At 66.0% G+C, this 23,893-nt stretch carries 24 protein-coding genes, 1 pseudogene and 1 riboswitch; of the genes and pseudogenes, 10 read left to right on the top strand and 15 right to left on the bottom strand.

From position 1 onward, the window contains the following. Positions 1 to 6: 6 nt before the first annotated feature. From C5F75_RS29090 to C5F75_RS29110, 5 genes are all read left to right on the top strand, one after another. Positions 7 to 2,319 carry a T6SS effector phospholipase Tle3 domain-containing protein gene (locus C5F75_RS29090; RefSeq protein ID WP_081075379.1) on the top strand — a complete coding sequence of 771 codons (2,313 nt, stop codon included), beginning with the start codon at positions 7 to 9 and terminating at the stop codon, positions 2,317 to 2,319. Continuing rightward, positions 2,316 to 3,797, top strand: a complete 1,482-nt coding sequence (locus tag C5F75_RS29095; RefSeq protein WP_258048614.1) for a virulence factor — start codon at positions 2,316 to 2,318, stop codon at positions 3,795 to 3,797. Before C5F75_RS29090 ends, C5F75_RS29095 begins: the two co-directional genes overlap by 4 nt. A gap of 79 nt (positions 3,798 to 3,876) precedes the next feature. Continuing rightward, complete coding sequence (locus C5F75_RS29100) at positions 3,877 to 4,134, top strand: PAAR domain-containing protein (protein ID WP_059579755.1); 258 nt, start codon at positions 3,877 to 3,879, stop codon at positions 4,132 to 4,134. An 18-nt stretch (positions 4,135 to 4,152) separates the two neighbouring features. After that, a complete protein-coding gene (locus tag C5F75_RS29105) occupies positions 4,153 to 4,467 on the top strand; it encodes a TrfB-related DNA-binding protein (protein ID WP_059579849.1) in 315 nt (104 codons plus the stop codon). 155 nt (positions 4,468 to 4,622) lie between these two features. Further along, positions 4,623 to 6,101: an aminotransferase class V-fold PLP-dependent enzyme gene (locus C5F75_RS29110; RefSeq protein WP_059579753.1), complete on the top strand. Its 1,479-nt coding sequence runs from the start codon at positions 4,623 to 4,625 to the stop codon at positions 6,099 to 6,101. A 97-nt stretch (positions 6,102 to 6,198) separates the two neighbouring features. Here the strand turns inward: C5F75_RS29110 and C5F75_RS29115 are convergent, their stop codons facing one another. From C5F75_RS29115 to C5F75_RS29145, 5 genes are all read right to left on the bottom strand, one after another. Then, positions 6,199 to 6,366, bottom strand: coding sequence for a hypothetical protein (locus tag C5F75_RS29115; protein ID WP_226094112.1), 168 nt, complete (start codon positions 6,364 to 6,366; stop codon positions 6,199 to 6,201). A 135-nt stretch (positions 6,367 to 6,501) separates the two neighbouring features. Continuing rightward, the gene (locus tag C5F75_RS29120) at positions 6,502 to 6,933 is read right to left on the bottom strand and encodes a hypothetical protein (RefSeq protein WP_059579750.1); all 432 of its coding nucleotides are present in this window, start codon (positions 6,931 to 6,933) and stop codon (positions 6,502 to 6,504) included. A 43-nt stretch (positions 6,934 to 6,976) separates the two neighbouring features. Continuing rightward, positions 6,977 to 8,824 (bottom strand): S10 family serine carboxypeptidase-like protein, encoded by a 1,848-nt coding sequence (locus C5F75_RS29125; RefSeq protein ID WP_060011793.1) that lies wholly within the window; start codon positions 8,822 to 8,824, stop codon positions 6,977 to 6,979. Positions 8,825 to 9,526: 702 nt separating this feature from the next. After that, positions 9,527 to 11,341 carry an ExeM/NucH family extracellular endonuclease gene (locus tag C5F75_RS29140; protein WP_060011790.1) on the bottom strand — a complete coding sequence of 605 codons (1,815 nt, stop codon included), beginning with the start codon at positions 11,339 to 11,341 and terminating at the stop codon, positions 9,527 to 9,529. A 227-nt stretch (positions 11,342 to 11,568) separates the two neighbouring features. Beyond that, positions 11,569 to 12,510 carry a CopD family protein gene (locus tag C5F75_RS29145; RefSeq protein ID WP_060011788.1) on the bottom strand — a complete coding sequence of 314 codons (942 nt, stop codon included), beginning with the start codon at positions 12,508 to 12,510 and terminating at the stop codon, positions 11,569 to 11,571. A gap of 89 nt (positions 12,511 to 12,599) precedes the next feature. Between C5F75_RS29145 and C5F75_RS37765 the strand changes: the two are divergent. Together C5F75_RS37765 and C5F75_RS37770 are read left to right on the top strand one after the other, a co-directional pair. Beyond that, positions 12,600 to 12,872: pseudogene (locus tag C5F75_RS37765) on the top strand (RNA-guided endonuclease InsQ/TnpB family protein); the annotation flags it as partial. Between the two features lie 36 nt (positions 12,873 to 12,908). Continuing rightward, entirely contained in the window at positions 12,909 to 13,025 is a 117-nt protein-coding gene (locus C5F75_RS37770) for a zinc ribbon domain-containing protein (RefSeq protein ID WP_456151270.1), read from the top strand. Between the two features lie 13 nt (positions 13,026 to 13,038). Here C5F75_RS37770 and copC read toward each other — a convergent pair whose 3' ends face one another. From copC to C5F75_RS29180, 6 genes are all read right to left on the bottom strand, one after another. Beyond that, positions 13,039 to 13,419, bottom strand: coding sequence for a copper homeostasis periplasmic binding protein CopC (gene copC / locus C5F75_RS29155; RefSeq protein WP_059579847.1), 381 nt, complete (start codon positions 13,417 to 13,419; stop codon positions 13,039 to 13,041). A gap of 14 nt (positions 13,420 to 13,433) precedes the next feature. Continuing rightward, positions 13,434 to 13,781 carry a copper-binding protein gene (locus C5F75_RS29160; protein ID WP_060011799.1) on the bottom strand — a complete coding sequence of 116 codons (348 nt, stop codon included), beginning with the start codon at positions 13,779 to 13,781 and terminating at the stop codon, positions 13,434 to 13,436. A gap of 66 nt (positions 13,782 to 13,847) precedes the next feature. Continuing rightward, positions 13,848 to 15,143: a multicopper oxidase family protein gene (locus C5F75_RS29165; protein WP_104013138.1), complete on the bottom strand. Its 1,296-nt coding sequence runs from the start codon at positions 15,141 to 15,143 to the stop codon at positions 13,848 to 13,850. 1 nt (position 15,144) lies between these two features. Beyond that, positions 15,145 to 16,641 carry a TolC family protein gene (locus C5F75_RS29170; RefSeq protein WP_060011784.1) on the bottom strand — a complete coding sequence of 499 codons (1,497 nt, stop codon included), beginning with the start codon at positions 16,639 to 16,641 and terminating at the stop codon, positions 15,145 to 15,147. Then, positions 16,638 to 16,919: a hypothetical protein gene (locus C5F75_RS29175; protein WP_059579842.1), complete on the bottom strand. Its 282-nt coding sequence runs from the start codon at positions 16,917 to 16,919 to the stop codon at positions 16,638 to 16,640. Before C5F75_RS29175 ends, C5F75_RS29170 begins: the two co-directional genes overlap by 4 nt. A 90-nt stretch (positions 16,920 to 17,009) precedes the next feature. Continuing rightward, positions 17,010 to 17,366 carry a hypothetical protein gene (locus tag C5F75_RS29180; protein WP_060011782.1) on the bottom strand — a complete coding sequence of 119 codons (357 nt, stop codon included), beginning with the start codon at positions 17,364 to 17,366 and terminating at the stop codon, positions 17,010 to 17,012. Between the two features lie 228 nt (positions 17,367 to 17,594). On the opposite strand from C5F75_RS29180, the gene C5F75_RS29185 reads away from it, so the two are divergent. Together C5F75_RS29185 and C5F75_RS29190 are read left to right on the top strand one after the other, a co-directional pair. After that, complete coding sequence (locus C5F75_RS29185) at positions 17,595 to 18,266, top strand: heavy metal response regulator transcription factor (RefSeq protein WP_059579730.1); 672 nt, start codon at positions 17,595 to 17,597, stop codon at positions 18,264 to 18,266. Beyond that, positions 18,263 to 19,672 (top strand): heavy metal sensor histidine kinase, encoded by a 1,410-nt coding sequence (locus tag C5F75_RS29190; RefSeq protein ID WP_059579727.1) that lies wholly within the window; start codon positions 18,263 to 18,265, stop codon positions 19,670 to 19,672. Before C5F75_RS29185 ends, C5F75_RS29190 begins: the two co-directional genes overlap by 4 nt. A gap of 23 nt (positions 19,673 to 19,695) precedes the next feature. On the opposite strand, the gene C5F75_RS29195 is transcribed toward C5F75_RS29190, so the two are convergent. The 4 genes from C5F75_RS29195 to C5F75_RS29210 all read right to left on the bottom strand — a co-directional run bounded on the left by C5F75_RS29195 (position 19,696) and on the right by C5F75_RS29210 (position 22,478). Further along, complete coding sequence (locus C5F75_RS29195) at positions 19,696 to 20,904, bottom strand: MFS transporter (protein WP_060011780.1); 1,209 nt, start codon at positions 20,902 to 20,904, stop codon at positions 19,696 to 19,698. Between the two features lie 90 nt (positions 20,905 to 20,994). After that, positions 20,995 to 21,180: a DUF1289 domain-containing protein gene (locus C5F75_RS29200; protein WP_059579721.1), complete on the bottom strand. Its 186-nt coding sequence runs from the start codon at positions 21,178 to 21,180 to the stop codon at positions 20,995 to 20,997. A gap of 2 nt (positions 21,181 to 21,182) precedes the next feature. Continuing rightward, complete coding sequence (gene dmeF, locus C5F75_RS29205) at positions 21,183 to 22,190, bottom strand: CDF family Co(II)/Ni(II) efflux transporter DmeF (protein WP_059579718.1); 1,008 nt, start codon at positions 22,188 to 22,190, stop codon at positions 21,183 to 21,185. A 12-nt stretch (positions 22,191 to 22,202) separates the two neighbouring features. Beyond that, positions 22,203 to 22,478 carry a metal/formaldehyde-sensitive transcriptional repressor gene (locus tag C5F75_RS29210; RefSeq protein ID WP_059579714.1) on the bottom strand — a complete coding sequence of 92 codons (276 nt, stop codon included), beginning with the start codon at positions 22,476 to 22,478 and terminating at the stop codon, positions 22,203 to 22,205. 115 nt (positions 22,479 to 22,593) lie between these two features. After that, positions 22,594 to 22,767, top strand: a riboswitch (yybP-ykoY riboswitch). 64 nt (positions 22,768 to 22,831) lie between these two features. Between C5F75_RS29210 and C5F75_RS29215 the strand changes: the two genes are divergently transcribed. After that, entirely contained in the window at positions 22,832 to 23,842 is a 1,011-nt protein-coding gene (locus C5F75_RS29215; RefSeq protein ID WP_059579712.1) for a sodium:calcium antiporter, read from the top strand. Positions 23,843 to 23,893: the final 51 nt, after the last annotated feature.

Raw genomic sequence — 23,893 nt, forward strand, 5'->3', positions numbered from 1 at the left:
TTCCGGATGAATCAGTCATCTCTCGATCCTCGACCGGAAGAGGACATCCGCACCAACGAGCACGCTGCGAAGGCCGACGTGCGCGACGCGGCCGCGTCGCGGCCGGAGCCGCCGCAGATCGTCGTCGGCCGGACCGACGGGGTTGCGATGTGGACGAAAGACACCCGCCTGATCTGCGTCAAGCAAATGCCGTTGCCGGGTGTCGTCATCTTCGTGCATGGCGTGAACTCCGAAGGCGAATGGTTCGAGGCCGCCGAGCAGGGGCTGTGCGATGGCCTGAATCGCCGGCTCGGGCGGCTGGACGATCAGTTGAAGTATCACGGCATCGATGCCGGGCAACTGGTGCCGGCGAAGTACACGGAAAGCGTGACGCCGGACGGGTTTTTGAATCCGAAGCTTTGGTCCGGCAACTACATCAAATCCGACCCGTCCTACTCTCCCGTCATTCATTTCCGATGGGGCTATCGGGCGACCGCCGCTGAGCTGAAAGAGTACGGCGACAAGATCTTCCTGAACGAGAAGGACTACTGGGGCGGCGGCCCGTTCACGAACGGTTGCGCGAGCCTGCCCGATCTCTGGCACGGCGGCCTCGACGACCGCGCGGCCGGGTGGTTGACCGTCCAGGGGATCAACCCGACCAATCGGCCGCTGTATCGCGCGCCACCCCGCGCATATGGCGTGCTCGCGGCGTTGCGCCTTGCGAGGTTGATCGAGTCGATTCGCCGCATGCAGGCCGACGTGCCGATCACCGTCGTGTGCCATAGCCAGGGCAACATCGTGGGCCTTACCGCGGCCTTCTTCGGCGATGCACTGCCCGATGTCGAAGATCCGTGGGGACGTAGCGGGCATTGCGTGGCGGATGCCTATGTACTGGCGAATGCGCCGTACAGCCTTGCGCGTGCGGACGGCCCAAATCCATCCGATACGTTCATGGATACCTGGTCGCAACGCGCGACCCGAGACGGTGGCGGCCGTCGCGGACGACAGACCTACACCGCCCGCACGAAAACGTTCGGCAAGTTTCTGTCGATCATCGGCACGCGGAAGGCCTACGAACTGCCCGCCGACAAGATCGATGAAGACATGGCGAACGAACGGGTATCGCCGACCAGCAAGAAATCTTATGCAGCACAAGAGGATCGGGTACGCCACGGCCTGAACGGATCGACGTATGGTCGCGTCACCGCGTATTGCTGTCCGCATGATCAGGTGATCTCGGCGGTCACGGTTCAAGGCATCGGCTGGCGCGGCATCGACAAGAACGAGCTGAACGATATCGGCGTGCCCGGCGTGCTGACGCAGCGCGTCTTTGCCTCCGGCTTCCGGGTTGGCGTGCAGAAGCACTATCGGTATTGGGAAGACGACTGGCGGCATGGCAAAAAGGGAACGACTTCGGGCTTCTGGTATCCGCCTTCGCCACCTGCCAAGTTCAATCTCATCGGTGCACTCAAGGGAAACGAGTCTGTGTTCGGGGTGGCGGCCACGCTTGCATCCGCGCCGATCATGTTTTTCGTCACCCAGATCAGCTCGGCATTGAATATGTTCCGCGTGAACGCCGTTCCGCCGCAGGGCTGGACCGTGGTGGCGGACGCGCCGGCACTCGACGAACCGTTCGCGCCGAAGGCGTTTCGGTTCGGCAAGCCCATCGAAACGAAGGACGGCAATGCGACAAGCGACTTCAACGAAGGCAACGATCCGCCGGCCGCATGGCGCGACGCAGGCAAAAGCGAGGCAGACAAGCGCGCGGACGATCCCTACGATCAGTACAAGGCGAAGAACGCGGACAGTGTCGCGCAAGGGACGGCAGAGAGCGAAGCCGGACAGCGTTATGAGGATCGCGCGTTGATGCGGATGGAAGCGCGGCGAACGCTGAATACGGAATGGCTCGATGGTGATGGCCACGTAATCGGCGAGGACGGCAAGAGCGAAATGCCGGAGGGCTACAAGGAATGGCGAGATCAGCAGATTGTCGATTGGCTCGATCGTGGCGCGACCAACAGCCCGACGAATCACTCCACGACGATGACGAATCCGAAGCATGCCGAAAAGGCGCTTGCGTACGACGTGGCGATCGGGGTTTGCTATCTGACGCCGGATCAACTCTACGACTTGCGGATTGAGGCGGATTGGCGAATGGGAGACGGTATTCCCGACGACAGCCCGAACAAGAAATACACGGAGTACTTTATACGCGGAAAGTTTGACGATCTATCGATACAAAGTTGGATCCATGAGGAGAACAGCGAAGGCAGAATGCCGACCGCGATCACGGACGAACGCGAAGGACAGTTTTATCTGAAGGTTGGGGGTTCGGTATGAAGGTGCTGATCGTTACATGGCCGCGACGTGTTGCCGTTTCGGTCGGAGCATGGATCATCGCAGCCGTACTCATGGCCTCGCTGATGGCACACGTAGAACAACCGGACCCGACACAGTTGGAATTTGGAGATTGGATGAAGCGATTGGTAGTTGTACCCAGTTTGGTAGCGCTCATGGTTTTTCTGTTTACTACGGCCATGACCCGTTCCGCGCATTCCGCGCCAACCCCTGAGTTCGTAGCGAACTCAGCTCCGGCCGCCGCAGAGCCGGCGAAGCCATTTGTTGCCCAAGTTGTCGGTCTGATTTGGTTGAATCCATTGCAACGCATGGATTACCCGACCGAATGGCAGTTGTTGTGGACGCAAGGGCTTTCCGGGCCGAACAAGAATGACGATATGGTTCGCACCGACCCGCAGTCCTTTACTACTCTCCAATCGGTAGCAGGCATCGCATATGGCAACCGCGGAGCAGAAACATTTAGAGGGTTCTATCGCAAGTACATGACCAAGTTCCCGCTGCTGCTTCACTCACGCTATGCGAGCAACGCGAAGTATTTCTACACGGTCAATCCTGACGATAAAAAGAACTGGCGCGAGTTAGCCGGCATCCGTGTCGAGCTCGCGATTCCGGAGCGACTCGACGCAGCCGAATCGCAAAGCTACTTGCAGGACTCGATCCGAAAGACGTTCTCGATCGGCAACCCACATTTTCCGACGATGTGGAGCCGCAATGCGCTCCCCGACGTACAAGTCACGCAAGGCGGTGCAAACGCCGGATTCACATCGCTGAACAATGCGTTGGACTACTTGCAGGCGAACCCCGACAAGAGCGTCTGGGCGATGAACTGGGACGCACCCAACTTCCCGCCCACGGACGCACAGATCAACGAGAATCTTGTCGTGCTGTTCCTCGCCGGCCCGACCTTCAACACCGAGCGTGAACCGCTCGCCTGGATCGGCAAGGCAGCAACCGGCAACACGCATGATTTTCCGAAGAAGACCGGTACGACGCGAATCGTGCAGGCGTGGAAGGCAACCATCGACCAAGCCGCACGCAACGCCGGCATCTCGGCCCCCGACCTCAACTACATCGTTCACGACGCAGGTAAAGGCAGCGACGCATCGTCGGCACGTCTTGCCGCGCTCGCGCAGACGTTGACGGAAATGCTTCCCGAATACGACCACCGCAAACAGACCTTCAACACGGCCGCCCTGCTCGGCGACATGGGAACAGGCAGCGCATTGACCGATGTCGCGCTCGCCATCGGCCGGATCAATCACTTCGGCGGCAACGCGCTCGTCGCCGGCACGACCGACCCGGATCATCCGGTCGCGGTCGTTGTCCGGCCACCGTCGAAGCTCACGCCGATCGATCCCGACAAGGACTGGTTCCGCGCACGCGGCGGCAACAATGCCTACCTGCCGTGGTGGGGCCGCCGACACGATACGAATTACGGCATGCAAGGCTATTCATGGTGAAGCACACCGGCACGGCAAATCGCTTCGTCCGAACGTGATCGCCGCGTCAGACCTCAAACCATTTGGAGGAGGAAATCCCATGCGGGGAATTATCCGGGTAGAAGATACGCACACCCACGGCGGCCGGGTCGAATCCGGCGCCCAAACAAGCACGGTGATGGGGCGCGCGGTCGCGCGTATCGGCGACGCGTGCTCGTGTCCGATTCATGGCGCCTGCGAGATCGCCGAAGGCGACCCGAGCTTCGACATCGAAGGCCGGGCCGCCGCGTTCGACGGCCACAAGACTTCGTGCGGCGCGGAATTGATCTCGTCACTTCAACATTCGGGGCGGATCTGAATGCAAACGACCCGACGCATGACTGCCGAACAGTTCCGGCTGTTGCGGCTTCAGGATACGCGGACCAAGCCGCTGAACCAGTGGGCCTTGCACGAGATTTTCGTGAAAGGCAGATCCCAACGGGCGCTGGCCGCCGAACTCGGCATGACGGACTCCGCGATGTCGCAACTGGTGCGAAAAACCTGGCGGCGCTATCTGGAATTGCCCAGCAGCGCCACCCGCCTCACGACGCTCACGGTCACGATCCCGTCGAAGTACGAGCACGCGCTGCTGGCGTGGGTGCGGGATGCACACCGGTTGTCGACCCAATCCGGCCCCGATACGGCGACGTGATCGGGCCGGCGTGCTCATATAAAAACAAATTCCCCAATTCCGCAAATAAATAAAACGTTATTCCACGTTAGATCGAATCGTCAGCCAACTTTGGATCCTTTTTCCCTTCTGTCCCCCGTATCATTCCGTCACCACGCAATGAGCAAGAAACGGACATGAGCGACATCCCCCCGCTGCACTACCTCGACTACGCAGCCACGACCCCTGCCGACCCCCGTGTGATCGAAGCGATGACGGCCTGCCTCGGCTTCGACGGCATCTTCGGCAATCCCGCGTCCAGCTCGCACGCGGCCGGCCGACGGGCGAAAGACAAGGTCGAGCATGCCCGTGCGCAGGTCGCCGCGCTGATCGGCGCGGATGCCGACGAGATCGTCTGGACCTCGGGCGCCACCGAATCGAACAACCTCGCGCTGAAGGGGTATGCGGAAAACGCGACCGGCAAGCGCCACCTGATCACGAGCCGCCTCGAGCACAAGGCCATTCTCGACACGATGGCGAACCTGTCGAAGCACGGCGCGCAGGTCACCTTCCTGGCGCCCGACGCCAACGGCGAAATCACCGCCGACGCAGTGGCGGCCGCGATCGGCCCCGACACGGGCCTCGTGTCGCTGATGCTCGTGAACAACGAGATCGGCACGCTGACCGACATCGGCGCGATCGCCCGCGTCGTCCACGCCGCCGGCGCGCTGCTTCACGTGGACGCCGCGCAGGCGCTCGGCAAGACGCCGATCGACGTGCGCGCGCTCGGCATCGACATGATGTCGATGTCCGCCCACAAGGTGTATGGCCCCAAGGGCATCGGCGCGCTGTTCGTCCGTCGCGAGATCGCGAGCCGCATCGCGCCGCAGATTCATGGCGGCGGCCACGAGCGCGGGCTGCGCTCGGGCACGCTCGCCACGCATCAGATCGTCGGCATGGGGGTAGCCTGCGAACTCGCCGCTGAAAAGCTCGACGGCGAGGCCGCGCGGATCGCGGCGCTCGGCGCGCGGCTCACCGGCGCGCTGTTCGCGCTCGGCGACGTCACGCAGAACGCGGCCGCCGCCCGTCGTATCCCGCACACGCTGAGCCTGACGGTGCATGCGCCGGGCTTCTTCCCGTTCATGCTCGGTGAAGCGCTTGCCGTGTCGTCCACCTCCGCATGCAATTCGACCAGCGGCGCACCGTCGCACGTGCTGACCGCGATCGGCCTCGATGCCGAAACGGCCGGGCGTACCGTACGCATCAGTTTCGGCCGTTTCACGACGGAAGAGGACGTCGACTTCGCGATCGCCTGTTTCACGCGGGCGATCGAGCAATGCCGGGCGGCGGCGGCGACCGGCTTCACCGCGTCGCGGCAGATCACGCCGGCCGACCTGAAGGCGATCCGTAATGCCGGCTTTCGCGCGGTGATCTGCAACCGGCCCGACGGCGAAGGCGCGGATCAACCGGCGTTCGAGGAGATCGCCGCCGCGGCGCGCGAACTGGGCATGGATGCGCGTTACCTGCCGGTCGAGCGCGACCGCATCGGCGAAGCGGAAGTCGACGCGTTCGGCGCACTGGTCGACACGCTGCCGAAGCCCGTGCTCGCGTATTGCCGCAGCGGCAGCCGCTCCGGCCTGCTGTGGAATCGGCTGTCCGCTCGGCGCACGGCCTGAGTCGCCGCTGTCCCGCCATGACGCGTGACGACCCGCGTTCACGCACGAAGCCGATGCTTCGCTGCGTGGCCGTCGGCGGGCGCCCTTCACATCCGCATCACGCCTCGTCATCGCCGTTTACCGGCGTATGGATCGCCAGCTTCAGCGCGGGATCGTCATTCTTCGCATAGAGATCGTGGCTCGTGTGAAACAGCGCGATCATCCGCGGCGCCTCGTCGGCCCGGCTCGCGGCGAACAGCGCACGCGCGTGCGGCGCCTCGAACATGTAGACAAGGATGTTGCGATCGACTGGCGCCGGCCCGTCACGTAGGCACGCCGCCGAAAATGCGCGACGACCTGCGCGATGATCCGCGGCCCGCGCGAGGGAAAGCCGCGCCGGCCGCCGCCCTGCGTTGCTACGTCACTCGTCTTGCTGTTCCTGCTGCGCCTGCACCTGTCGCTGCCGGATGAACTGCCGTACATCGCTCATCGTCACGCGGCCGGTGTGCTTCGCATCGATCTCGTCGAAGTGCTGCGACACGAAGCCGAGCCCGCTGCTCTGCGCCTGCGCCTTCGTCACGGCCGCGCCGTTGCTCAGCACGGTATTGCCGCCGAGCCGCGCGTCGACGCGCTGCTGCGCCTGCTGCTGCAGGGCCGCACCGGTCGACGGCAGCACCGGCGCCGCCCGCGTGGCCGGGAAGAACGGGCCGTCGACGCCGCGCCCGCCGTGCGGCAGCTTCACCGGCGCCACCGCCTGCGGCGGCAACGCGTAGGCACTGCTCATCACGGCACCGAGCACGATCAACGGGGACATACGCCGCATCAATTGGATTAGGGACATGATCGCTCGCATTCAATGGATGAATAGAGGGTTCCTTTGACAAGGAGTCCGTCGCTCAGGGGGCGGCCGCCAGCGTCGTCGCCGCTGTCGCGCCCGGCGCGCTGCCGGTCGGTACGCCCGGCGGGTTTTCGTCCGGCCACGGCGGCGGCAGCGTATGCAGCGTCAGCGCCGTCGGAATCCGCGCGCCCTTGTAGAACGTCTGCAAGTCCCGCTTCATCTGCGGACGGGCAACGTCGTCCAGATAGATCATGTGGCCGCCCTGGAAGAAGTTCACCTGCAGCTTCGGATTCAGGCCCTTCACCGTCTGCAGCCGCGCGAGTTGCTTCTCGGTGTTGAAGAACGGCGTCGCGAGATCGTGGTAGCCGTTCTCCGCGAGCACGCGCAGCTTCGGGTTGAGCTGCAGCGCACCGAGCAGATCGGGGATCGTGTCGGGCATCGGCTGGCCGTCGTGCGAGAAATCCCAGACGCCGATGATGTCGTCGTTCAGCGGCAGGTACGTCGCGTTCGGGGCCGTATAGCCGAGATAGTCCGGCATCTGCGTCGCGAGCGCGTTCGTGAACGGCTGCGAGATCAGGATGTCGGACGGATCGCCGTCGGTCTGCAGCCGCGGGTCCGAATTCGGCAGCGACACGCGCCCGTCGTAGCGGCCGATCGTCGCGCCGGGCACCAGGCTCGTGCCGAACGGATTCGCGTTGAAGTAGTCGCGCAGCGCCCGCTGCGTGAGGCTCGACGGAATCGACCACAGCCTGAGCGTCGCATCGCTCGGGAACACCGGCGTGCCGAGCGCATCCGGAATGCCGAGCTGGCTCAACACCCACGACTGCGAATACTTCTGCAACTGGCTGTAGATCAGCGTCGTGAACAGTTCCGTCTGCAGTGCGTACAGATCCTGGTTCACCGGCGCCGGCGACACCTGGTTGAAGTACGCCGCGACCGCCGCGTAGCCGGGCAGGTAGCCGGCCACCGTATCGGTATCGAGCAGCAGCCCTTCGGTCGACTGCGTGATCGCCACCGCTTCCACCGCGTCCGCGAAGTAGTTGAGGATCGACGACTGCAGCACGATGCCCGTCAAGTGCACGCCGGCCGATTCGAGCGCGAGCGCGAGCATGTCGGTACGCGGTGTGCCGTACGATTCGCCGTACAGGTAGATCGGCGACGTGCCGCGGCCGTTGACGTTCAGGTAGCGCTGGATGAAGTCGCGCATGATGTTCACGTCCACGTCGGAGCCCCAGTACTTCTGGTTGGTGTTCGGCAACACGGCTTCCGACAGCCCGGTGCCGGGCGGGTCGATGAACACGAGGTCGGTGGTGTCGATCAGGCTGTCCGCATTGTCGACGAGCGGATAGTTCGGCCAGTTGGTGCCGAACAGCGGATCGGGCGTGGCCACGCGGGTCGGCGCGAACGAGCCGAGCCGCAGCCAGATCGACGACGAGCCGGGCCCGCCGTTGTAGACGAACGTGACCGGGCGCGGCTTGCCGTTGGTGCTGGGCGCCGTGTACGCGACATACGACATCGACGCTTCCGGATTGCCGTTCGCATCCTGCGCGGTCAGGTGGCCGGTGGTCGTCGTGTAGTCGATCGTCTTGCCGCCGCCTTTCCACTGGTAATGCATGACGGCCGCTTTCTCGGACACCTGCGACGGCGCGAGGCCATCGGTCGCGTTCATCGAGTACGCGACCGGGTCGACGTACGGCTGGTTGGCCGCCGACGCCTGGGTGCCGGCCGCCTGCGCGCTGGCCTGCTGGCTCGCGGTGGCCTGCGCGAGGCTGGACGCGCCGACGGACGACGAATCGTCGCCGCCGCATGCCGCGAGCGCCAGCGTCATGGCGGTCATTGCGCCTAGCCCGGCCAGCCGGCCGCGACGGACACGGCGGCTGCCGGTATTGCTCTTGTCTGGTTTCATCTCTTTCCTTCGGCTTCGGATACCGCATCACAAAGGCCGCCAACGCCCGCGACACGCGCAGGCCTACCCCGCGACTCGCGTTGCAAGGTCGGCAGTCGGCGGTTGGGAATGGGACTTCTCAGAGACTGAACTTGATACAGACACAGCAAACTGCTGGCGAGAATGATGCCCGGACGCGCCCCCTGCAGTTTGGCCAACTTTTGTATTACCGAAATTTACGACATGACAAAAATAGGCGGTGCTGCGCCGCGTTGTCAAAGATCATTCGGATATTAAAAATCCCGCGATGATGCGAAGGGCAGATAGTGTCTGGGATTTGAAAGAAAACGGAATTATTCGTGCAAGGTAGGCTTTATCAGCTAGGTCGCGCCGACTATTTTACTTTTTCAGCACGGCGCAGAAGCCGCTTCCCGTATTGGCGCAACGTATCGAAAGCCTTCATATCGACAGGATCATTCTTTCAATTTTATTATCGCCAATCGATTAAGACGATGCAGCATCATGCACACGCCATTCGATGATTCTTTCCACTTCAATCGCGTTTCAATCGAAGTGCCGATGTGCACTGCGTCATCCATAAAATACCGGCTCGACTAATTATTCGCGGCATTATTTACCCGGTATTCGAACGGCTTTCCGGGACGGGCGCGACGCGCGGCATTGCCGCACATCGCGCCCGTCGTCGCAAGACTCAAACCACGATTACTTCCCGCCGCCCGGCAGCGCGATATCGATCAGCACCGGATCGTGATCCGACGAACGATACGCATCGGCCGCGTAGAACGTCTTCTGCTGCTCGGCCGACTTGTACGCGAGCGTGTATTGCAGCGCGAGCGGCTCGTCCGCGTTGATGTGCCATTCGTGCACGGCCTTCACGTGCGACGCGAGCGGCAGCGTCGCGAGCGCGTGGTCGAGATAGCCGGCTTCGCCGTTGTACACGTAGCTGTACGCGTTGGCGCCGATCCAGCGCGCGACGAGGTTGCGGTAGCCGCGCGATTCGAGCGTGCGGATCGGGTCTTCGTACGTGTAGCTGTTGAAGTCGCCGATCAGCAGCACGCCCTGGCTCTTGACGCCCGTCGGGTTGCCGGCCAACCAGTCGGCCACCTTCGCCGCCGCGCGCGTGCGCGTCGGGTTCCAGCAGCCCTGCCCATCGCCCTGGTCGAGATCGTCGTTCGCGGCGTCCGGGCAGTTCTTCGACTTCAGGTGGTTCACGGCCACCGTCAGCGCCTGCTTGTTGCCGCCGACCAGCCGGAACGACTGCGCGAGCGGCTGGCGGTTCTTGTCGTCGATCGCGAGCGTCGCCGCGCGACCGACCGGTTCGACCTTGCGGCTGTCGTAGATCACCGCGACCGCGATCGCATCGCCGCCGAGCCGCGACGTGCCCGGATCGACCACGCGCCACTGATTGCCGAGCTTCGCCGCGAGCTGGCGCACCGCGCTCAATTCGCCGTAGCCGTTGTTCTGGATTTCCATCAGGCCGATCACGTCGGCGTCGATGGCCTTCAGCGCGCTGACGATCTTCGCTTCCTGGCGCTGGAATTCCTGGAACGTCTTCGCGCCGCGGTTGTTTGGATCGTCGAAGCCGCCGCCGAGACCGTTGCCGTTGAAGTAGTTGAGCACGTTGAACGACGCGACGCGCAGGTTCGATTTCGGGTCGCGCGCGGGCGCGTTGGTGCGCGGGTTCTCGCGCTTGTCGAACGCCGGCACGGCCGCGCCCGGCAGCGGCTGCACGCGCCATGCGCCGTAACGCACTTCGAGCACGCCCTCGACGTCGCGCACGGTGTAGCCCGCGCGCAGCGTGTTCGCGGCCGACAGGCCCGGCGCCGGATACGGTACGGTCGCGGGGTTCTGCTTGTTCGAGCCGTCGTCGAGGATCAGACGGTTGCGCGCATTCGCGTCGATCTGCGTCTGCGCCTGCGCGGGCGGCACGACGCTCGTCGGCGTACGCAGGCGGCCGTTGCTGAGCATCACGCTGCCGTAGCGGCCAAGCTCGTAGTTGTCGGTGACGCTCAGCGTCTGCGGCAGGCGCACGCGCATCCCTTCGTATGCGGCGAACGCGTTCGGGCCGTCGACCGGCAGCGTGAGCGTCGCGGGCGTCACAGTCTGGCCGTTCGCGCACACCGCGATCGCGCCCGACAGCGTGAGCTGCGTCTGCCCGTATTTCTCCTCGACCTTGCCCGTCACGTGCACGAGATCGCCGGCCTTCGCACGCACCTTCGGCGCATAGACGAACAGGCCTTCGGACACGCCCGGCTGGTTGCGGCGCTGCGCGTCGGCCTGCTGGACGAAGAAGCCGCCAAAGCCGTCCGTGCCGCCGAAATCGGCGGTGACGACGGCCTCGATCGACGCGTTCTGACCGGCGAGCGGCGACGGCGCGCCCGGCCCCTGGATATCGGCGATCGGCGTCGTGCTGCCGCCGCAGTTCGGGCTGACGGGCGCGGCGGTGGCGCCGAATACCGGCGCGGCGAGCGTCGGGAGCAGCAATAGCGGGGCAAACAGGCGGATTGTCGAGCGCATGGCGGGAATCCCGGTTGTGAGGGTGGCGAAAGCTTAGCGGCGCTCAATGACAGTTTTTGGTAATCGAGAGACAGGTATATGTAATTATCGCTATCGCGCTGAGATCGCCACCGACCGCGCGTTTACCCCGGAAAAAGCGGGGGTTCGTCTGACGAAAGTTCGCCGCGCCCATGACGATTGCCCCGCACGCCTTCGCTGCCACGACAGCGCAGCGTCGCGCCGTCGCACTACACCGTGCCCGGCAGCGCGCTCGCCACGAGCACGGCCGCAACCATCAGCACGCCGCCGAGCACCACCGCCTCGATCCGCAACACGGCGCCGAACCGTTTCAACGAACTGGCCGGCATCGGGGCTGCCGGATCCTTCAGTGCGGCCAACAGATTCGGCATCCCGAAGAAGCGGTTATGTCCGCCGAGCGCCGCCGCGATCAGCACGAGCGCGAGCTTCAACAGCAGGATCTGCCCGTACGTCGACGCGAGCAGATTGGCGGGCGTATCGACGCCTCGCCAGCCGTTGTACGCGCCGGTCACGAACAGCACGATCAACGTGTAGGTCGACGTATCGGACAGCGACTGCACGAACGATGCGCCGGTCGTGCGTTCGCTCGCGGGCATCGCGGCAAGCCCCGGCATCACGCCGAATGCCGTCACGAGCACGAGCCCGACCCATGCGCTGATCGCCAGCAGATGCAGCCAGTCGATCCACACCGGTACGCTGAACAGGCCTGCGTCCACCGGATGCCCGCCGTTGCTGCGTGCGAGCGCGACGCAGGCGAGCGCGGCCCACATCGCGAACGGCAAGCGCGTATCGTTCGCGCGCCGGATAAACGACAGCACCACGACGACGAGCATGAACACCGCCCCGACCAGCCACGCATGACCGAACCCCGTACCCGCGAGCATCGCGCGGACGGCCGGCCCCGCTTCGAGCAACGACACCTCGCTCATCAGCGCGCAATGCGCCCAGAACGCGGTGACGCTCGCGAGCAGCGATACGACGGACGCGATGCGCAGCGTCGCGACGAGCCGCCGCCCGACGCCGTGCTGCCACGCGGACGCGCCGCGCGCGAGCCAGTGGCGCGCCAGCAGCGCACCGACGACGACCGCAAACCCGGCGTTCTGGATCGCCACCCCCACGAGCCGCAGCAGGCCGACGATACCGTCGTTCATCAGTTGCTCCGAGAAACCCCGTCCTTCAGGACGGGAAGGAAAGGATCGCCGTTGACGGACAGCTTCTTCCACGGGTTGGGATCACCGACATGATCCTTGTCTACCGCTACCGCGTGAAGTCGCTCAACGGACTGCTCAACCAGCAGAGCCGTGCGGTGAACTACGTCTGGAACTTCTGCAACGACACGCAGAAGCACGCGCTCAAGTGGAGCAAGAAGTGGCCGACGGGCTTTGACCTGAACATGCTCACCACTGGCAGCAGCAAGGCGCTCGGCATCCACTCCGGCACGATCAACGCGACGTGCGAGCAATATGCGAAGTCGCGCAGCCAGCACCGTCGGCCCTACCTGCGCTATCGCGGCAGCACGACGCGGCCGAAAGGTATCGCGGGACTGAGAATAAGAGAGTGGGCCTACAGTGACTGTGGTGTCGAGCATGATCGAGATACCAACGCTGCGTTGAACATTCTTCGATGCGGACGTGCATCGCCAGGTGTGGGAATCCTCTCCCTTTAGGGAGAGGAGGACGTCAATCCTTCACCCGGAATGTGTAGCTACCCTTCGTACGATGCGCGTCGGCCGTCATCGCCGCCCACTGCACCCTGTACGCGCCCGCCGCGAGCTTCGGTATCGCGACGGTCATCACGCGCGGGTTCGACGCATCGACCTTCGCCTTGTCCTGCGTGGCGGCGTTGCCGTTCGCGTCGGACACCTTCACCGAGCTGAATGCCGGTTCGAGATCTTCGTTGAACGTGAGCCGCACCGTGTCGGGCGCGGTGTCGACCGTGCCGCCGGCCGCCGGTACGGCGCTTTCCAGCTTGCCGTGCGCCGACGCCGCACCCGGTGCGACCGCGAAAAGGGCGGCGGCCGCGGTGAAGCCGGCCAGCCGGTTGAGCATCGAGATCTTCATGTTCGCGCTCCGCATCACGGCTTCTTCAGTTCGACGACGGTCAGCGCGCCGTTCACGTCCTCGGCGACGAAGTCGACCGTATCGCCCGCCTTCACCTGCGACAGCATCGCCGGGTCCTTCACCTTGAACACCATCGTCATCGCGTCCATCCGGAGGTTCTCCAGCGGGCCGTGCTTTATCGTCAGCTTGCCGGCCGCCGTGTCGACCTTGCGGATCTCGCCGTGCGACATGCGCGCCGCCGCGGCGGCGCCCTGCTTCGCGCTCGCGCCCATGTCCATGCCGGCCATGTCGCCGGCCGCGTACGACGCGGCCGGGAACGCCAGCGCGCAACCCGTCGCCATCAAAACCAGTCCCTTCTTCATCATGTCGACTCCCGTGTGAGTGAATGGAAACCGGCGGCCGCATCGGCGCGGCCGCCGCGTGCTGCTTCAGCCGTCCGGCAATTCGCCGGTGTATTCGTACGCGACGGTGCCCTTCGGATGCCGGAACCAGCCCGGATCGCGATAGTCGTTGCGCCCAAGCCCCTGTCGCACCTTGAGCACCGTGAACATGCCGCCCATCTCCAGCGGCCCGAACGGGCCCGTGCCGGTCATCATCGGCAGCGTGTTGTCGGGCAGCGGCATTTCCATGCCGCCCATCGCGCCGCCCGTGCTGCCCATCGCCATGTAGTCGGGCACGAGCTTGCCGATCCGCTTCGCGAGATCCTTCTGCGGCACGCCGATCAGGTTCGGCACCTGGTGGCCCATCGCATTCATCGTGTGGTGCGACTTGTGGCAATGGAACGCCCAGTCGCCCGGACGATCGGCGGTGAACTCGATCGCGCGCATCTGGCCCACCGCGACGTCGGCCGTCACTTCCGGCCAGCGTGCGGCCGGCGGAATCCAGCCGCCGTCGGTGCCCGCGACTTCGAAGCTGTAGCCGTGCAGGTGGATCGGATGATTCGTCATCGTCAGGTTGCCGAAACGAATCCGCACGCGGTCGCCCGCGCGCACCGGCAATGGATCGATGCCGGGGAACACGCGCGAGTTGAAGGTCCACATGTTGAAGTCGGTCATCTCGTTTACGCGCGGCGTGTAGCTGCCCGGGTCGATGTCGTACGCGGCGAGCAGGAACACGAAATCGCGGTCGACCGGCATCGTGCCGCGATCCTTCGGATGTACGATGAACATGCCCATCATCCCCATCGCCATCTGTACCATCTCGTCGGCGTGCGGGTGATACATGAACGTGCCGTGCGCTTCGAGCCGGAACTCGTAGACGAACGTCTTGCCCGGCGGGATATGCGGCTGCGTGAGGCCGCCGACGCCGTCCATCCCGTTCGGCAGCCGCAGCCCGTGCCAGTGGATCGTCGTGTGCTCGGGCAGCCGGTTGGTCACGAAGACGCGGACCTTGTCGCCTTCGACGGCCTCGATCGTCGGGCCCGGCGACTGGCCGTTGTAGCCCCACAGGTTCGCGTTCATGCCGGGCGCCATCTCGCGCACGACGGGCTCGGCCGTCAGGTGGAACTCCTTCCAGCCGTTCTTCATCCGCCACGGCAGCGACCAGCCGTTCAGCGTCGCGACGGGCGTGTACGGGCGGCCGTTGGGCGGCACGAGCGGCGGCTGCGTGCCGGCTTTCGCCATCGTGCGCGCTTCGGGCAGCGACGCGGCGCCGGCCCGGCTGACCATCGCCGCACCGAGCAGCGCGGCGCCCGAGCCGCTGAGAAATTGTCGACGGGACACCATGTCAATGACCTTCCGGATGCGGTTGCGTGGCGGGCGCCGACGGCGCCGCGGGAGTGGAAGCCGGCTGCGGCGCGGCGTCGGGTTTTGCAGCGGATGCGGATGCGGCGGAATGCGTCGCGCGCGGCACGGCATCCGACGACGGCAACCGGCCGCCGACGGCCATCTGCAGATCGGTTTCGGCGAGCCAGTAGTCCTTCAGCGCATCGATGTAGCCGTTGATCGCGCCGACCTGTTCGCGCGCATCGGTCAGCAGCTCGAACACGCTCGCGAGCATCCCGTTGTAGCGCAGCAGCAGTTCGTCGGAGATCGTCTTGCGCAGCGGCACGACTTCATCGCGGTAGTGCGTGGCGACGTCGTAGCTCGTCACGTACGCCGCGTACGATTCGCGCACTTCGGAGCGGGCATCGATGGCGGTTTTCGCGAGCCGGTTCGCGGACTGCATGTAGATCGCCTCGGCGCGCGCGACCTTCGCGCCGCCCCAGTCGAACAGCGGAATCTCGACGCTGATCTCGTAGCCGTGCTCGTGGCCCTTGCCGGTTTCGTAGTCGTTCACGTAGCCGAGCTCGACCGCGTTGACGAAGCGCGTGGCCTTGCTGAGGCCAAGCGAAGACGCGACGCCTTGCGTCTGCAATTTCGCCGCCTGGATGTCGAGGCGGTTGCTCATCGCGAAGCGTTCGAGATCGGGCAGGTCCGGGCGCGCCTTCGGCAAATCCGGCAAGCGTTCGGGCAGCGTGTACCGCGTGCGTTCGCCCCACAGCCCCATCGCGCGCGTGAGCCTCTCGCGTGCGGCGACGGCCTGCTGGCGCGCCTTCGCCTGCTGCGCGACCGCGTCGGCGTGAAACGCCTGTTCGCGTGCATGGTCGAGCCGGCTGAAGTTGCCGGCCTGCCGCATGCGCAGCGCGAGTTCGGCGGCCGCGCTGGCGGCCTCGCGCACCTGCTGCGCATAGTTCGCGGCCTGCTCGGCGGCGACGGCCTCGACATACGCGCGGCGCGCGTCGGCCGCGACCTTCAGCATCGCGTCGGCCGTTTCGAGCTTGGTCTGCTCGAAGCGGCGGCGTTCGATATGCGTCGAGAGCGGCATCGTCAGCAGCGCGAACACGTTCGCCGAGAACGTGCGGCCGAGCGTCAGCTCGCCGTCGCCGGCACGCGTGCGGCTGAATGCGAAGCGCGGGTTCGGCAGCCGGCCGGCCTGCACGAGGTCGGCCTCCGACAGCCCGAGTTCTGCGTACGACGCCTGCAGGCCGCGGTTGTTCAGCAGCGCGATTTGCACCGCATCGTCCATCGACAGCGGTTTCGCGAGCAATTCCGTCGTCCGCCGGTCGACGGCTTCGCGGTCGGCGTCGGTCCGCACAGCCACCGCCTCCTTGCCGATGCGCTCGGATGCGACGGACGACACGGCGTCGAAGCCGCCGTCCTTCGAAAACGTCGTGCAGCCCGCGAGGATCGCCAGCACGACCGCAGCCGCGCCGATCCTCGGCGATATCGCGAGCGTCGTCATCGCGCGGCCCCGCCGTGTGTCGAATGGGCGGCGCCGTTGCCGGCCGCGGCGCCGCTCGTGCGCCCTTTCGCGGGCCGCTCCGCCACGTCCCGGTTCAGTTGCTGCCAGCCCGGGCCTGCGTCGTCCCGATACGGCCGGTAGCCGTCGAACGCGGACGTCACGGTGACGTCCGGCACCGACGCGGCGGCGTCGGCCGGATCGGGAAACCGGGTTTGCGCCGGCACGAGCGACGGCGCGAGGGCCGCCGCGCTCCAGAGCGCCGCAATGATCAATCGCATGAACATGTCTCGTCGTCAGTCGTCCGGCGTGGCGCGATGCGTCGGCCGGAGCAAATAGCGGGATCGCGGCGGGTCCGCCGCGGGCAGGAGCTAGACGGGCATTCGGCGAGGCGGCCGGTCGATGCCGCCGGTCAGGAACGACACGTCCCCGGCCGAGCGCGGCGGCGCGACGATCGCGACGCCGACGCTCGCCGCGGCGGGCACCGCGGGCGTGCCCGACATGGCCGCGCCGAAGCAGCAGGACACGCACGCGGCGCACGACGTCGCATGCCGCGCGTGGTCGCCGTGATCGTGATGCCCGTCCTGCGCGGCCGATAGCGTGTGCGGCGCGCTGTCCCCATGCGACACGGCGGCGCCCGCGCATGGCATCGACACAGCCGCGAACGACTGGATCGGCAGGCTCAGCGCGAGCAACACGACGAGAACGAATGTGCGCCAGTACGACATGGAAGCGAAATCGGGACAGCGACCGTTGGGCCGGCGCGGCGCACGACGGCGCGCTCCGGGGACAAGACGGCCGCAGCTTAGCGCCGCCGCGGTGACGACGAGATGGCCGAACCATGACCGGTTTTTCATGACAATTCCGTCATCCGCCGGTCATCCTTCGCGCACGCGCGACGCCGTACGCTCTGGCGTTACACTGACCGGCTGGAATCACGGACAGCCTGCCTCACCATGCGGATACTGATAGTCGAAGACGAACCGAAGATGGCGTCCTACCTCCGGAAGGGGTTGATGGAGGCGAGCTATACGGTCGACGTCGCGGAAAACGGCCAGGACGGGCTGTTCCTCGCGCTGCACGAGGATTTCGACCTGGTCGTGCTCGACGTGATGCTGCCGGAGCTGGACGGCTTCGAGGTGCTGAAGCGGCTGCGCGCGCAAAAGCAGACGCCCGTGCTGCTGCTCACGGCGCGCGACGCGATCGAGGACAAGGTCGCCGGGCTCGAGCTCGGCGCCGACGATTACCTGCTCAAGCCGTTCGCGTATGCCGAATTCCTGGCGCGCATCCGCTCGCTGCTGCGGCGCGCGCCGCGCAACGTGCGCGACGTCCTGCACGTCGCCGATCTCGAAATTGACCTGCTCAAGCGCCGCGTGCGGCGCGCCGATGCCCGCATCGACCTGACCGCGCAGGAATTCGCGCTGCTGCAACTGCTCGCCGAACGAGAGGGCGAGGTGCTGACGCGCACCTTCATCACGTCGCAGATCTGGGACATGAATTTCGACAGCGACACGAACGTCGTCGATGCAGCGATCAAGCGCCTGCGTGCGAAGATCGACAACGCGTACGAGAACAAGCTGATCCACACGATTCGCGGCATGGGCTACGTGCTCGAGGATCGTTCGTGACCGCGCGCTCCGCTTCGTATTCGCTGCTGCGGCGCCTCACGCTCGCGTTCGCCGCCGTCGCGGCGCTCGTGTTCGCGCTGACCGGCGCGTATCTGTACCGCTCGCTGTCCGCGGAGCTGACGCGGCGCGACGACATCGAGATCTCCGGCAAGCTCAACCAGTTCCTGCAACTCGCGCGCGCCAGCGGATCGACGGCCGCGCTGCGCGCCGATCCGGCCGTGTTCCATGACGTGCTGCTGTCGCATCCGGGCGTCTATCTCGGCATCTACGACGCAGGGAACCGCCCGCTCGTCGAGCATTCCGACGCAGCCGGCAATACGCTCGCGTCGGTGATCGCCGCGCCACATCCGGCTGGCGGCGCCGACGGCCCGTTCACATGCGCGCCGCCCGGCATCGGCACGTCGCGCTGCGTGGTTGCACGCGAAACGCTGCCATCCGGCGAAACGATCCACGTCGCGCTCGCGCGCACCGCGGCCGATCGGCAGTCGCTGCTCGAAAGCTATCGGGTCGATATCTGGCTCGCGGCAGCCGTCGGCGCGCTGCTCGTCGGCGCGCTCGGCTACGCGGTCGCGTCGCGCGGCCTGCGCCCGGTCGAAAGCCTCGGCCGGCAGACGTCGCGCATCGAGGCGCACAACCTGAACGCGCGCCTCGACGCGCGCGGCGGCCCGGTCGAATTGCGCGAGCTCGCCACGTCGGTGAACCGGATGCTCGACCGGCTCGAACGCGCGTTCGTGCGGCTGTCGCAGTTCTCGTCCGATCTCGCGCACGACATGCGCACGCCGCTCGCGAACGTGATCAGCTCGTCGCAGATCACGCTGTCGCGCGCCCGCTCGACGGACGAATACGAGACGCTGATCGAATCAAACATCGAGGAATGCGAACGGCTGCAGCGGATGATCGAGAACATGCTGTTTCTCGCGCGCACCGACAATGCAACGCAGCATCTGAAGGCCGCCAAACTCGACGCGGGTGGCGAATTGCGCCGGCTCGCGTCGTATTTCCAGGCGCTGGCCGACGAAGCCGGCGTGCGCATCGACGTGCGCGGCGAAGCGCCGGTCGTCGCGGACGCGACGCTGTTCCGGCGCGCGGTGAGCAACCTCGCGTCGAATGCGCTCGAACACGCGCAAGCCACGTCGACGATCGAGCTGGCGGTGTCGACCCAGGGCGATTACGCGGTCGTCGAAGTCACGAATCGCGGCGCGGCGATCCCGCCCGAACAGATCGAGCGGATCTTCGAGCGCTTCTACCGGATCGATTCGTCGCGGCACGGTGCGGCGCGCAACGCGGGGCTCGGGCTCGCGATCGTGAAGTCGATCATGGAACTGCACCGCGGCAAGGTGGAGGTTGCAAGCCGCGACGGGCGCACGACGTTCGCGCTGTACTTTCCGCACGGCGCCGATGGTTAGATCGTGCGCCACCGCGTTCAGCGCTAGCGATCCCGCACCACGCCGAACGACGTGCGAACGCACACGAGCAGCACGATGGTCGCCGCGCTGAATACGGCTCCCGCGTAGAACGTGGCGGCGGCGCCTGCCCGGTCCCACAGCGCGCCCGCGACGACGCTCGATACGAGCGTCACGACCCCGCTGATCAGGTTGAACACGCCGAACGCGGTCCCTCTCAGTTCGGCCGGCGCGGCCTGCGCGACCATCGTCGCGAGCAGCCCTTGCGTCATCCCCATATGAAGCCCCCACAGCGCGACGCCGACGAGCACGGTCGGCCAGTGCGCGCCGTGCGCCAGCACGACATCGGCGGCGATCAGCAGCACCAGCCCGATCACCATCAGTTTCGTGTGGCTCGTCGTATCGGCGAGCTTGCCGAACGGGTAAGCGGACAACGCATACACGACGTTCATCGCGACCATCACGAGCGGCACGAGTGCGACGGGCACGCGGCTGCCCATCGCGCGCAGCACCAGGAATGCCTCGCTGAAACGCGCGAGCGCGAACACGCCGCCCACGGCCACGACCCACCAGTAGCGGGTGCCGAGTTGCGCGACGACCGCACGGCGGATCGGGTTCACGCGCTTCTCGCCGGGTACACGCGCCGGCTCGTCGATGCCGAACGCGAGCAGCGCCACGGCCAGCACGCCGGGGATCACGGCGAGCCAGAACGCGAGGCGGAAATCGTCGCGCCACGCCAGCATGATGACGACGGCCAGCAGCGGCCCGAGGAACGCGCCCACCGTGTCGAGCGCCTGGCGCAGTCCGTACGCGGCGCCGCGCAGGTGAACGGGCGTGACGTCGGCGACGAGCGCATCGCGCGGCGCGCCGCGAACCCCCTTGCCGACGCGGTCGACGATCCGCGCGGTCACCACGACGCCGATCGTCGGCGCGATCGCGAACAGCGGCTTGCTGAGCGCGCCGAGCGCATAGCCGGCTACCGCGAGCCATTTGCGATTGCGCAGGTAGTCGCTCAGCGTGCCGGAGAACACCTTGACGACCGGCGACGTCGCCTCGGCGATCCCTTCGATCAGGCCGATCGTCGTCGCGCTCGCGCCAAGGCCCGCCATCAGGAACATCGGCAACAGGCTGTGGATGATTTCGGACGACACGTCCATCAGCAGGCTGACACAGCCGAGCACCCACACGCTGCGGGGAATCTGCCGAAGAATGCCGGTCGATGAGTCGGTCTGCATGGGTCGCTCCCCGGTTCAGGAATCCTGAAGCTGAATGCCCGTGATGCTACCGCACGCCCGCGATGCCGAGCCGGGGAACGCGTGCCCTTGCTATTCCGCCGTATCGCGCTGGAGCTTCGCCTGCCGGCGCTTACGATCGTTCAGTATCTGATGCCGGCGATGATCGGTCAGCTTCTTCCAGTCGCGCGCCTCGTCGCGCGTGCGCAGGCAGCCGACACAAAAACCCGTGCGGCCGTCGAACGCGCACAGGTCGATACACGGCGATTTCACGGCCACGATCAGGCCGCCTTCGCAGGTGTCATCACTTCGACCGTCACGTGCGACATGCCGTCGAAGCCCGCGAGCAGCGCATGGTAGAAACGCGCATCGCGCGCGGCGTCGCCCGATTCGACCGACACGATCGCACTCATGTGCCCGGGGCCCACGCGCCACACATGGAGATCGTTGACCGTGTCGCCGAGCGCCTCGATCGCGCGACGCACGTTGTCCGTCAGCGGGCGATCGACGTTGACGTCGAGCAGGATCTCGCCCGTATCGCGCATCAGCCCGTACGACCAGTTGGCGATCACCAGCGCGCCGACGATGCCCGCGAGCGGGTCCATCCAGCCCCATCCGAACGCACGCGCGAGCAGCAGGCCGACGATCGCCAGCACCGACACGGCCGCGTCGGCGATCACGTGAACGTAGGCCGACCGGATGTTGTGGTCGCGATGCGCGGCCGAGTGCGAACCGCGATCATGGTGCGCGTGGTCGTCGTGGTCATGGTCATCGTGGTGGTCATGCGCGTGCGCGTGGTGATGGCCGTGACCATGCCCGTGATGGTGGTCGCCGCTCAGCAGCCACACGCTGGCGAGGTTCACGGCGAGCCCCAGCACGGCGATCGGAATCGCTTCGTCGAAATGGATCGGCACCGGCGCCAGCAGGCGCGCGATCGCCTCGTAGCCGATCAGCAACGCAATCATCGCCAGCACGATCGCGCTCGTGAAGCCGGCCAGGTCGCCGAGCTTGCCGGTGCCGAACACGAAGCGCGGATCGTCGGCGTACCGGCGCGCATAGGTGTAGGCCAGCGCGGCGATCAGCATCGCGCCCGCGTGCGTCGACATGTGCAGCCCGTCGGCGACCAGCGCGAGCGAGCCGAACAACGTGCCGCCGACGATCTCGGCGATCATCATCGCCGTGCACAGGCCGATGACCATCCACGTCTTTCGCTCATTGCGCGTGTGCGCGGCGCCCAGAAACGCGTGGCTGTGCGCACCGCCGGCCGGCGAGCCATTGAATTCGTTCATGTTCCGGCCCGGTTACTTGAAATAGCTGTGCACGACGTCGATCAGTTGCTCGGTCGCGCTGCCCTCGTGCGCGTCGGCCGTGTCCGCATCGACGAGATGCGACCGGATGTGGTCTTCCAGCACGACGGCCAGCAAGCCGTTCATCGCGCCGCGGCAACTCGTGATCAATTGCAGCACGTCGTTGCAGCCGCGCTCTTCTTCCAGCGCCCGCTCGATCGCCTCGACCTGCCCCTTGATACGGCGCACGCGGTTCAGCAGCTTCTGTTTTTCGCGAACGGTATGACTCATCGGCGGCTCCGGTATAGGGTAGGGGAGTATATATCCGGAAGGCTGACCCTATAGGGTGGAGGGGTATATTTTTCGAGACGAAGGCTTGTCGAAGGAAAACCGCTCGGCTAGACTGATTTCCGTCTTTGGGGAGTAGCCTGCTTTCCGTCCGCCGGAAAGCGAACGCGTCAACACACTCGGCCTGCGGCCGTGGCGCGTTCAGCCTGATCGGCCTGGCGAGACCATCGGCACGTCGCGTCGTTCCTGGTCGGACGGCGGCGGATGTGTCATGGTTCGTCAGCGTCCGACCACGGAGTCCCCATGTCCCTCCCTGCTCACCTCCCCCACGCCACCGCTGCCTGCGGAGGTGCCGCATGACGTTCATGTTCGTCGAACTGGCGTTCATGCTGATCGTCATCCTCGTCGCGGCCGAACTCTTCACCAATGCGCTCGAACATCTCGGCGAACGCCTGAAGATTTCCGAAGGCGTGACCGGCTCGCTGTTCGCGGCCGTCGGCACCGCGCTGCCCGAAACGATGGTGCCGCTGCTCGCGCTGGCCGGCGGCACATCGAACCAGGCCGTGAACGAGGAGATCGGCGTCGGCGCGATCCTGGGCGCGCCGCTGATGCTCGCGACGCTCACCACGTTCCTGATGACGCTCGCCGTGATCCGCTCGCGCGGGCTGCGCGGCACGCTCGCGCCCGAACGCACGGGCTTCGCGCGCGACATGAACACCTTCCTCGCCGCGTTCTCGCTGGCGGCCGCCGCGATGTTCGTCCCGCATCACAACTGGGCCGTGCGCGCGCTGCTCGCCGCGATGCTGGTCGGCCTCTACGTGATGTACGTCGTGCTGACGTTGCGCGCGTCGACCGGGCTCGTCGATGCCGGGCATGGCACCGAGGCGCCGCACGCGATGTTCCTGTCGCGCGTCGGTCTGCCGGCCAACCTGGCGACGATCGTGCTGCAACTGCTGATCGGCGTCGCGCTGCTGGTCGGCGGCGCGAAGGGCTTCATCCACGGCGTGGAAGGCGTGTCGCATGCGCTCGGCATCTCGGCGCTGCTGCTGTCGCTGATCATCGTGCCGATCGCGACGGAACTGCCGGAGAAAGTCAACAGCGTGCTGTGGATCCGCCGCGGGAAGGACACGCTCGCGTTCGGCAACATCACCGGCGCGATGGTGTTCCAGGGCACGCTGCTGCCCGCGATCGGCATCATGCTGACGCCGTGGGAGCCGCGCCCCGAAGTGCTGACCGGCGTGATCATCACGCTCGCCGCGGCCGCGTGGCTGCGCATCAACGCGCGCACGCGCGGGCTTGCGATCTGGGCGCTGCTGGCGAACGGTGCCGGTTATGCGGGATATCTGGTGCTGACGCTCACGCGCTGAATGCGCCGGGCGGGCGCGCCGGCCGACGGACACGTCGGCGCGGCGCGTTTC

The organism is Burkholderia anthinoferrum, from assembly GCF_002925705.1.
GTDB lineage: Bacteria > Pseudomonadota > Gammaproteobacteria > Burkholderiales > Burkholderiaceae > Burkholderia > Burkholderia semiarida.